At 69.6% G+C, this 7325-nt stretch carries 5 protein-coding genes; 3 read left to right on the forward strand and 2 right to left on the reverse strand.

Features of this window, described 5'->3' with window-relative positions:
• Positions 1 to 1038: 1038 nt before the first annotated feature.
• Entirely contained in the window at positions 1039 to 1833 is a 795-nt protein-coding gene (locus ACFRCG_RS03055; RefSeq protein WP_380028148.1) for a hypothetical protein, read from the reverse strand.
• Positions 1834 to 2555: 722 nt separating this feature from the next.
• Between ACFRCG_RS03055 and ACFRCG_RS03060 the strand changes: the two genes are divergently transcribed.
• A complete protein-coding gene (locus ACFRCG_RS03060; RefSeq protein ID WP_380028150.1) occupies positions 2556 to 2972 on the forward strand; it encodes a DUF6193 family natural product biosynthesis protein in 417 nt (138 codons plus the stop codon).
• Positions 2973 to 3259: 287 nt separating this feature from the next.
• Here ACFRCG_RS03060 and ACFRCG_RS03065 read toward each other — a convergent pair whose 3' ends face one another.
• Positions 3260 to 4468 (reverse strand): methyltransferase domain-containing protein, encoded by a 1209-nt coding sequence (locus ACFRCG_RS03065; RefSeq protein ID WP_380028153.1) that lies wholly within the window; start codon positions 4466 to 4468, stop codon positions 3260 to 3262.
• 1323 nt (positions 4469 to 5791) lie between these two features.
• Between ACFRCG_RS03065 and ACFRCG_RS03070 the strand changes: the two genes are divergently transcribed.
• Together ACFRCG_RS03070 and ACFRCG_RS03075 are read left to right on the forward strand one after the other, a co-directional pair.
• Positions 5792 to 6124: an ArsR/SmtB family transcription factor gene (locus ACFRCG_RS03070; RefSeq protein WP_380028155.1), complete on the forward strand. Its 333-nt coding sequence runs from the start codon at positions 5792 to 5794 to the stop codon at positions 6122 to 6124.
• 55 nt (positions 6125 to 6179) lie between these two features.
• Complete coding sequence (locus tag ACFRCG_RS03075; protein ID WP_380028157.1) at positions 6180 to 7148, forward strand: hypothetical protein; 969 nt, start codon at positions 6180 to 6182, stop codon at positions 7146 to 7148.
• The last annotated feature ends 177 nt before the right edge of the window (positions 7149 to 7325 follow it).

Below are 7325 nucleotides of genomic sequence, written 5' to 3' on the forward strand. Positions count from 1 at the left end.
CGCAACCGGGCAGTGGTGTGGAAGGGATGGGTTCGAAGATGATCGTCGAGGAAACGGTCGACGAGCCGGCGCTTGCCAACTGTTCCGGGCGCGTGGCGAACGTAGGCCCGCAGGCGAGCGAGGGCGGAGGCGGGCACGCGTCTCCTTCAGGTGGTGGCGGGTTCGGAACGCGGTTCCCGGAGCCGGCGGTGGTGGCAGGCTTGCCGGTGAACGCCGGTAGCGGTGAGGGGAGTCGTCGGTGGCCGAGAGGCAGGGCGCGGTGAGGTGTCCCGCGTTTTCCGGACGCCTTGTTTGCTGTTTTTTATGCCGCGAGTCTGAGTTGTTCGTGCTCGCGGAGTGTTTCGAGGGGTGTGCGGTATTCCAGAGCGGGTCCGGCGCGTCGATCAGAGGTCGACCGGCTGTCCGTCGTAGAAACCGCCCTTGCAGACCAACCCGTCCCTGGCGGCGTTCAGAACGACCTCGCCGCCCCCGACCAGGCAAAGAATCCTCGGGCGCCCCTGCCGGGTGGGCCTGTGCGGTGGTGACGGCTCCGAACACGCTCATGGTGACCAGCGCTGCCACGACGATTGCCTTGCACATGACGCTTTCCGGGCAAAACTGCCTATACGGGACAGTGCTCAACGTACTCATCCCGCCGGCCGGCCGGCCCGTTTCGCTACACCGTCCGGGGCCCGGGACCACACATGGCGGGCGGGACCGGCGCTGCGCATCGTGGGCCCTGCCCGCCACCCGCCCCGCCTCGTCTCCGGCCGCGGCACCACACGCCGGACACAACCGATCCGACCCGCAGACGCACGACCCCGCCGCCGCTCACTCCGACGGCGCCAAGCGGTCTGCCGGTTCAAGGACGAGCGCTGAAGCTCAGCCCGCGTGTCCTAATCTCACGACCGATGTCCTACGAATCTCCCCTTCGTGAGACTGCGCAGGTCAGTGGCTGTCCCGTCTCAACTCGGTTGTCGGATTCTCACTGCATCTCATGGCGAGTTGGCCGGTTCTCACATACTTGGCTGTTCCGGCGATGTCCTCGGCGCCGGGGTTCTAGGGGGCGGCGCAGACCGCGACGGCGATCAGCGAGCGAGGGACGTTGTCGGTGTTCGTGGCGCGCAGGGTCCAGCCGGTCGCGGTGGGGAACGAGGCGTTGTGGAGGAGGTTGGGGTCGCCGAGGCCGCCGCCGGCGCTGGGGACCTGGCCAGCGGGGCACTCGGCGTGGGCCGAACCCACTTCGCCGGCCTGCAGGGGGGCGACCGGGAGACTGGTGCGATACGTGTGCGTCAGCCCCGAGCAGCGGGCGAACGCGACCACGCCGGCGAAGGTGGTGTTCACGTTCTTGGCGCGCGCCAGCCAGTATTCGCTCTGGGTCCCGGACGACAGGCTGAGGTAGTTCCTGCGTCCGGCCATGGCTCCGCCTCCGGCGATGGTCTGGCCGGCCGGGCAGTTCGCCTGGGAGTCGAGCGTGGAGCCGCTGACCCGGTTGCCGACCTGGTGGGTGATGGTCGGATCCGTGGTGCAGACGACCACGGGGGTCACGGTGCGCGGTCCGTCGCTCAGGTTGTCGACTGTCAGATCCCAACCGGGGCCTGCGGGGTTGGAGCTCTGCAGGAACGCCCCGTTGTCCGGGTCGAGTCGGACGCCGCCTCCGGTCGAGGTCGATCCTTGCGGGCAGAACAGCCGGGGCAGGTCCTGAACTTGGCGTGCCTGCAGGGTCACGGCGGGCCCTTGGACCTGGGTGATCGTGGGCTCCGCGCGCGAGGGGCCGCCGTCGGCCCAGGCGAGCGAGGGAACCGCAATGAGGATGCCGACTGCTGCAAACGTGGTGAATCGCGTGCGTGTCATACCGTGCTCCGGGGGACCTGAACAACAGAGGGGGACGCATCCCGGCTACCCTCCGAGCGGATTCCCCGCCCTCCCCGAGAGGCGAATTCACTTGTATGGCCCAAGGTTTCGCCGCTGGACCGCGTCCGGCTCGGGAGGCCCGGGCACTCGCCCCGTAGCACCGCCCAGGGCCGGGGCGGCGGCATTCGCCGGACGCGACGAGGGGGCGCGGGGCATGGCGGGCCGGCCCCGGGTGGCAGCCTCGCGGCTCTGGTCCCGGTGACCCGACTGCCGGAACGGTGGCCGGATCCCGCGGAGAACGACGACGAGGACTCGCCCTGGTCGGCGGGGCCGCCGATCGGTGCCGCCCGCGGCCCGCTGATCCACTTCCCCATGAGCTGGAGCAGGGCCGAGGAGGCCTCCGCCCACGCAGCGGAGGTTGCCTCGTCGCTGGGCCTAGACTGCTTCGATCCGCAGGCACGGCAACTCCGGCCCTGACAACGGCGCGGGAGCGATCGACTTCGGCAGGTGGCCGGCCTCGCGGCGCCCCGGGTCCGGTGCCGGCTCGAAACACGGCCGACCCGATCATCCGCGAACGCAAGACGAACGAGACGCCCGTCGATCTCCGGATTCACCCGTTCCGGAGTCCGGCTTCGGCGCTCGAGCGTTCACTTCGTCTCGGGCGCCAAGGGATTTTGCTCCCGTTCGGTCACACGTTGCCGAGCCGACGACGATCACCACCCATGACGGTTCCGTGGAAGCCGGCCTCGCTGAGAATTCATGGAGATGCGGTTGCCGGTCATCTTGGCAAACCGGCAGTTCGGGGCGGGTCAACAGACAACTGCAGTGCGACGGGACAGTGGCGCGCCCTCGGCGTCCGATCCGAGGATTCGGACACGGTCGTGCGGTTGCGTCGGTTGTACCCGTTCACAAGTCACGCGACCTTGTGCGTGAGCAGCTGCACGAGGTACCCGTACGCGATCGCGGCTCCGCCCGTCGACCCTTTGCACGACGGGCGCTTCCGTGTGCGTGTCCCCCGTTCCCGGGACGTGATCGGCGTGACGGACACCGCCGAGGAGGCCATTGCCCTCGTACTGGACCACCTCTCGGCCGACATCGGCCCGGCCGTGGCCGGAACAGCGGACGACCTCGGACCGTGACGTGTTCGGCGTCGTCTCGGTTCGTCGCGCGGAAGTGCGGCGGGGGTGGAGGAAGCCTCATGTTCTCGACGGTAGTCCCGATGCCTCGGGCGCGCCGCCGTACTTTCCCGGGTGAGGGACTGTATTGACGGGTCTGCCTCACATCCGGTGGTAGCCCTGCGTGAGTGTTACGGGAGAAGTACGCGGTGGCGGGGGAGGTCTGATCCGGCTTGTCCATTGGCTCCGAAGTGCCCACCGTCGCAAGGGTCGGCGGGCCCTCGAAGTGCGCGGTGCCGGTGGGCGCGTGGTCAGGCCTGCTGCTTTTCGATGACCGTTCTCGCCGGGGTGAGCGGGTGGTTTCGGGCGCGGTACCACGCGAGTTGCTCGACGAAGGCCGCGTCGGCGGTCGTGGTGATGGTGGCGGTGAGGCCGAAGTCGTGGACGGTGGGGCGTCCTTGCCCGTGCCACCAGTGCCAGGCCGTCTCCACCTCGTCCCACAGGCGTCGCGGCCCGCTCTGCAGAACACGGGGAGTATGTCCCAGGGCGAATCCGGCGGCGGCGGTGGAATGCCCGCGGCCTGTGTCCGCGGCGTGCAGCCACAGGGTTCCGCCGCCGTGTCCGTCCGGCACGGGTTGGGCGAGGCAGTCGCGAACGTGCAGCCCCAGGACGAAGCCGACGGGGTCGAACGGCCCGGCGACCACGTCGTCCCATCCGAGCGAGGTCGTGGACGCGACGGCGGTGGTGGCCCAGTCGTGGGGGAGCGACGCGGCGCCGTAGTGGCGGCGATCGGGGCGCTGCCGCCGGAGTTTCATGAACGCGGTGGCCATCGTGAACGGCCCGCTCGCACCGCGCCCGTCCTCGTCGACGACCAGGCGCAGGGCGCAGTCTCCGGTGGTGTGGTCGGTGCCCCAGGGCATGACGATCACCGCGCCCGGCCTCGCCTGTTCGATCCACGCCGCGGGGATGCGACGCACGCCGGCGGTGACCTGGACCCGGTCGTAGGGACCCGCGTCGGGGTGTCCGAGGGTTCCGTCGCCGGCGACGACCCGGACGGCGTCGCCGTACCCGGCCCGCGCCAGATTCGCCCGGGCCTGCTCCGCGAGGTCGGGGTCGATCTCGACCGACACGACGTCGCAGCCGCGCGCGGCGAGCAGCGCGGCGCTGTACCCGGTCCCGGTCCCGATCTCCAACACCCGCATGCCCGGATGGGCGTCGAGGTCGAACAGCATCTCGGCGACGGTCGAGATCGCCGACGCCGACGACGTCGCCAACCGCCCCGCGCCGTCGCCCGCGTGCCGGCCGTCGTCCCACTGGGTCACCAACGCCCGATCCGAATACACCGCCGCCCGCCACGTGTCCGGATCACGGCGGCGGTCCACGACGATGTCGCCGTCCTCGGGCCAGGCCCGATCGGGGACGAACTCCTCCCGCGCGACGCGCTCGAACACCGGCCGCCACCCGTCCGGCAACACGTTCTTGCCTTCCAGCAGCGCCGCCAGGGAATCGGACCCGACCACGATCACGGCTTGCGCCGCTGACCGGGCCCGGGAGGCGTACTGCCGTCCTTGGACGGGTCACCCGGAGTCGGATTGGGATCCGGTTGCGGAGGCTGGATCGGGGCGGGCGGACCACCGTGATCACCAGGCATCGCGAACCACCTTCCAGAACGCTACCGAACGCACCCTAGAAACCCCGGAACGTGAGCGTCAATACGCTGCGCTGAATCCACCGGGACGCCACGTACCACCGCCCTCGGCTGCCTTTCGAAGTCTCCCCGGTGCACGCTCACTCTCGCCCTCGTGGGAGGCCTCGGCGACGACCCGCATAAGCGACTGCCGCCGGCACGTATCCGCCGGCCGAGGAAACCACGCCGCCCGGTGGCGCCTGACATCGAGATGCACACCGGGTCGGTGCGCCGGGCGGCGGAGCGTCTGCCGTAGTGGCCTCGTACGGATCGGCCGAGCCGGGGGGAGTAGGCGACGGGGTGCAGTTCCGGCCTGCGCAGGTGCTCGTAGGGGTCGGCCGTCAGGCGTAAGCGGGGGTACGAGGATTCTCCGGTGGGGTGATCGGTCGGATCTGGTCGTGGGGATCGGCTTCGCGGTTCTTGGCTGAGGCGAGGTGCGTCTCGGGGGCTGCGGGCGGGACGGACCGCACGGCCGCGGCGCCACCCACGAGGTCGCAGGTTGGGCTTGGGTGTGCCACAGGGTGGGGAAGTCGGCGATCCGTCAAGGGGACTGTCCGTGGCTCATGTCGGGCAGCCTGTCGTGCTGTTACGCGCGGCCCGCATTGATTTAGTCGAGGCTGAATCCCAACGGATCGAGGGTGGACCGCAGATAGCGTGGTGCCGTGATCGAGATCGAATTCACCCCGGAGGACGTGGCCCGTACACGCTTCGCGATCTCCCCCTTGTGGGAAGCCGTGGCCGGCGTGCGCGTCCTGAAGGGAGCCGATGAGCATGGCGTGCATCGGGTCTGGGCCGACCAAGTCCGCACCGGGCCGGCCGCCTCGCTGAGCTCTCGGGAGGTCGAGCTGACAACGCTGCGGGAGAATCCCGATCGCGAGCTGGGGCGGCTCGCAGACGTGATCCAGGCGTACTGGGACGTGGCGTCGGCCCCGTACCGGCCGCGTATACGCACCTTCCTGGAGAACGACATCCGCTTCCGCGCCGGCCGCTTGGTGGAGGGCGGCGCACACGGCCTGTTCGGCGATCTCGACCCGCAGGTCACGTGGGACGCGGGGACGCGGGGACGCCTCACGTGCGCTCCCGGTACTGCCGCTTTCGTCGCATCCTCGGCAATCGAGGGCTGCTTCTTGTGCCATCGGCGTTCGTGTGGCCGTGTGTGTTCTTCATCCTGGACGGCGGGTGGCAACCCACGCTGCGTTATCCACCGCGCGGCATCGGCACGTTGTGGGCGGACGCGCCCACAAGCGCGCCGGACGCGTCGGCGGGTGTGCCGGGTCGTTCCCGGGCCACGTTGGTCGCGGAACTCGGCGCACCTGCGTCGACCACCGAGCCGGCCCGGCGTACCGGACTGACGCCCGGGGGTGTGTCCCAGCACCTGTCCGCGCTGCGCGCCGCGGGGTTGGTCGGCGCGCACCGCGCGAGCCGGGTGGTGCCCTATGCGCGGACCCAGGCCGCGGAGATGTTGTTGGCGGCGGCGGAGGCCGGGTAGCGGCGGACGTCCGGGGCGCCCCCGCGCGCTCGCGGACCGCGCGTGCGAAACGCTGATGGTTGTTCGGCCTGCACTCGGCAAGGCGCAGGCGGATCTCGAGTTCGTATTTCGGTGGCGCATCCGCGACGCGGATGTCTCCACTTGGCAGGCATGCCACGCGGGCATGCCAAAAGTGAAGGAATCCATGAGTTCCAAGCACGGAAGTCTTGTTGCATCTGCCCTTTTGCCGCTCGTCTTGGTCGCGAGCGGCTGCAAAATCGGCTCGGACGACACAAAGGACGACAAGGCAAAGAACGCCGCCGTAACGGCTCCTCCGACCGCGGCGGCAGCCCCCGGCGGGCCGTCTGCCGAAAGTCCGTCGTCCGAGGCCCCCGGCGGCAAAGCACCGGCGGGCGTACACACACTCTCGACCTCCGAGCAGCTCAAGGCGGCACTCGTCACGCAGAAGGAGCTTCCCGCGGCGGGTGGTTGGACGGTCAAACCGGGCGCGGACACGTCGATCGAACAGCCCGTCAAATCGTCCACTCCGGCGTGCCAACCGATCCTCGACGCCTTTACCGGCAGCGCCCGGAACCCGCCGGTCGCCGAGGCGTTCCAGATCATGGAGACGACAGCCGACAAGGGCACCAGCATTACCTGGCGGTTGGTCACCTACAAGAACGGCTACGCGACCAAGCTCCTCAACGACGTCCCGGCCGCCATGGCCAAGACCGAATGCCTGGACTTCAAGGCCACGGACTCCCGCGGCCAGACGATCGAATGGCGGGTCGACGGCCAATACGACGCAGCGAGGATCGGCACGGACGGCTCGCAGTACGTCAACCTGACGTGGGGCGACCCGAAGAAGATGGCCGATCCCACCAACGGCACAGCCCGCCAGGCACGGCTTCAACTCGTGCGCTCCGGCGACACCCTCATCTACATCGATGCCGAACCGGTCAACGGCAGCTACGGCGCGGAGTTCGTGAACCCGGACGCGATCAAGATCCAACTCGAAAAGCTCATCACGGCGCAAAAACGCTGACGCCCGACAAGAACATACAGTCGCCAAGCACCGCTCGACTCGTTCGGTATGCCGTCGACAATGAGGTCGAGTTGGGGGGGTAAACCCCCCCGCGGCCCGGCCGGAGATTAGTCGGGGGTGCCGACGACAGCCCCGCAGGGCGCGGCCGAGAAACCCGCCCGGGGCCCCGATTCAGCG

The sequence above is a fragment of the Embleya sp. NPDC056575 genome (assembly GCF_042793325.1).
Taxonomy (GTDB): domain Bacteria; phylum Actinomycetota; class Actinomycetes; order Streptomycetales; family Streptomycetaceae; genus Embleya.

Bases quoted from the DNA above. Each gene is read 5' to 3' on its own strand.
- ACFRCG_RS03055 (WP_380028148.1), bottom strand. From the start codon at position 1,833: ATGACACGCACGCGATTCACCACGTTTGCAGCAGTCGGCATCCTCATT.
- ACFRCG_RS03060 (WP_380028150.1), top strand. From the start codon at position 2,556: ATGACGGTTCCGTGGAAGCCGGCCTCGCTGAGAATTCATGGAGATGCG.
- ACFRCG_RS03075 (WP_380028157.1), top strand. From the start codon at position 6,180: ATGGTTGTTCGGCCTGCACTCGGCAAGGCGCAGGCGGATCTCGAGTTC.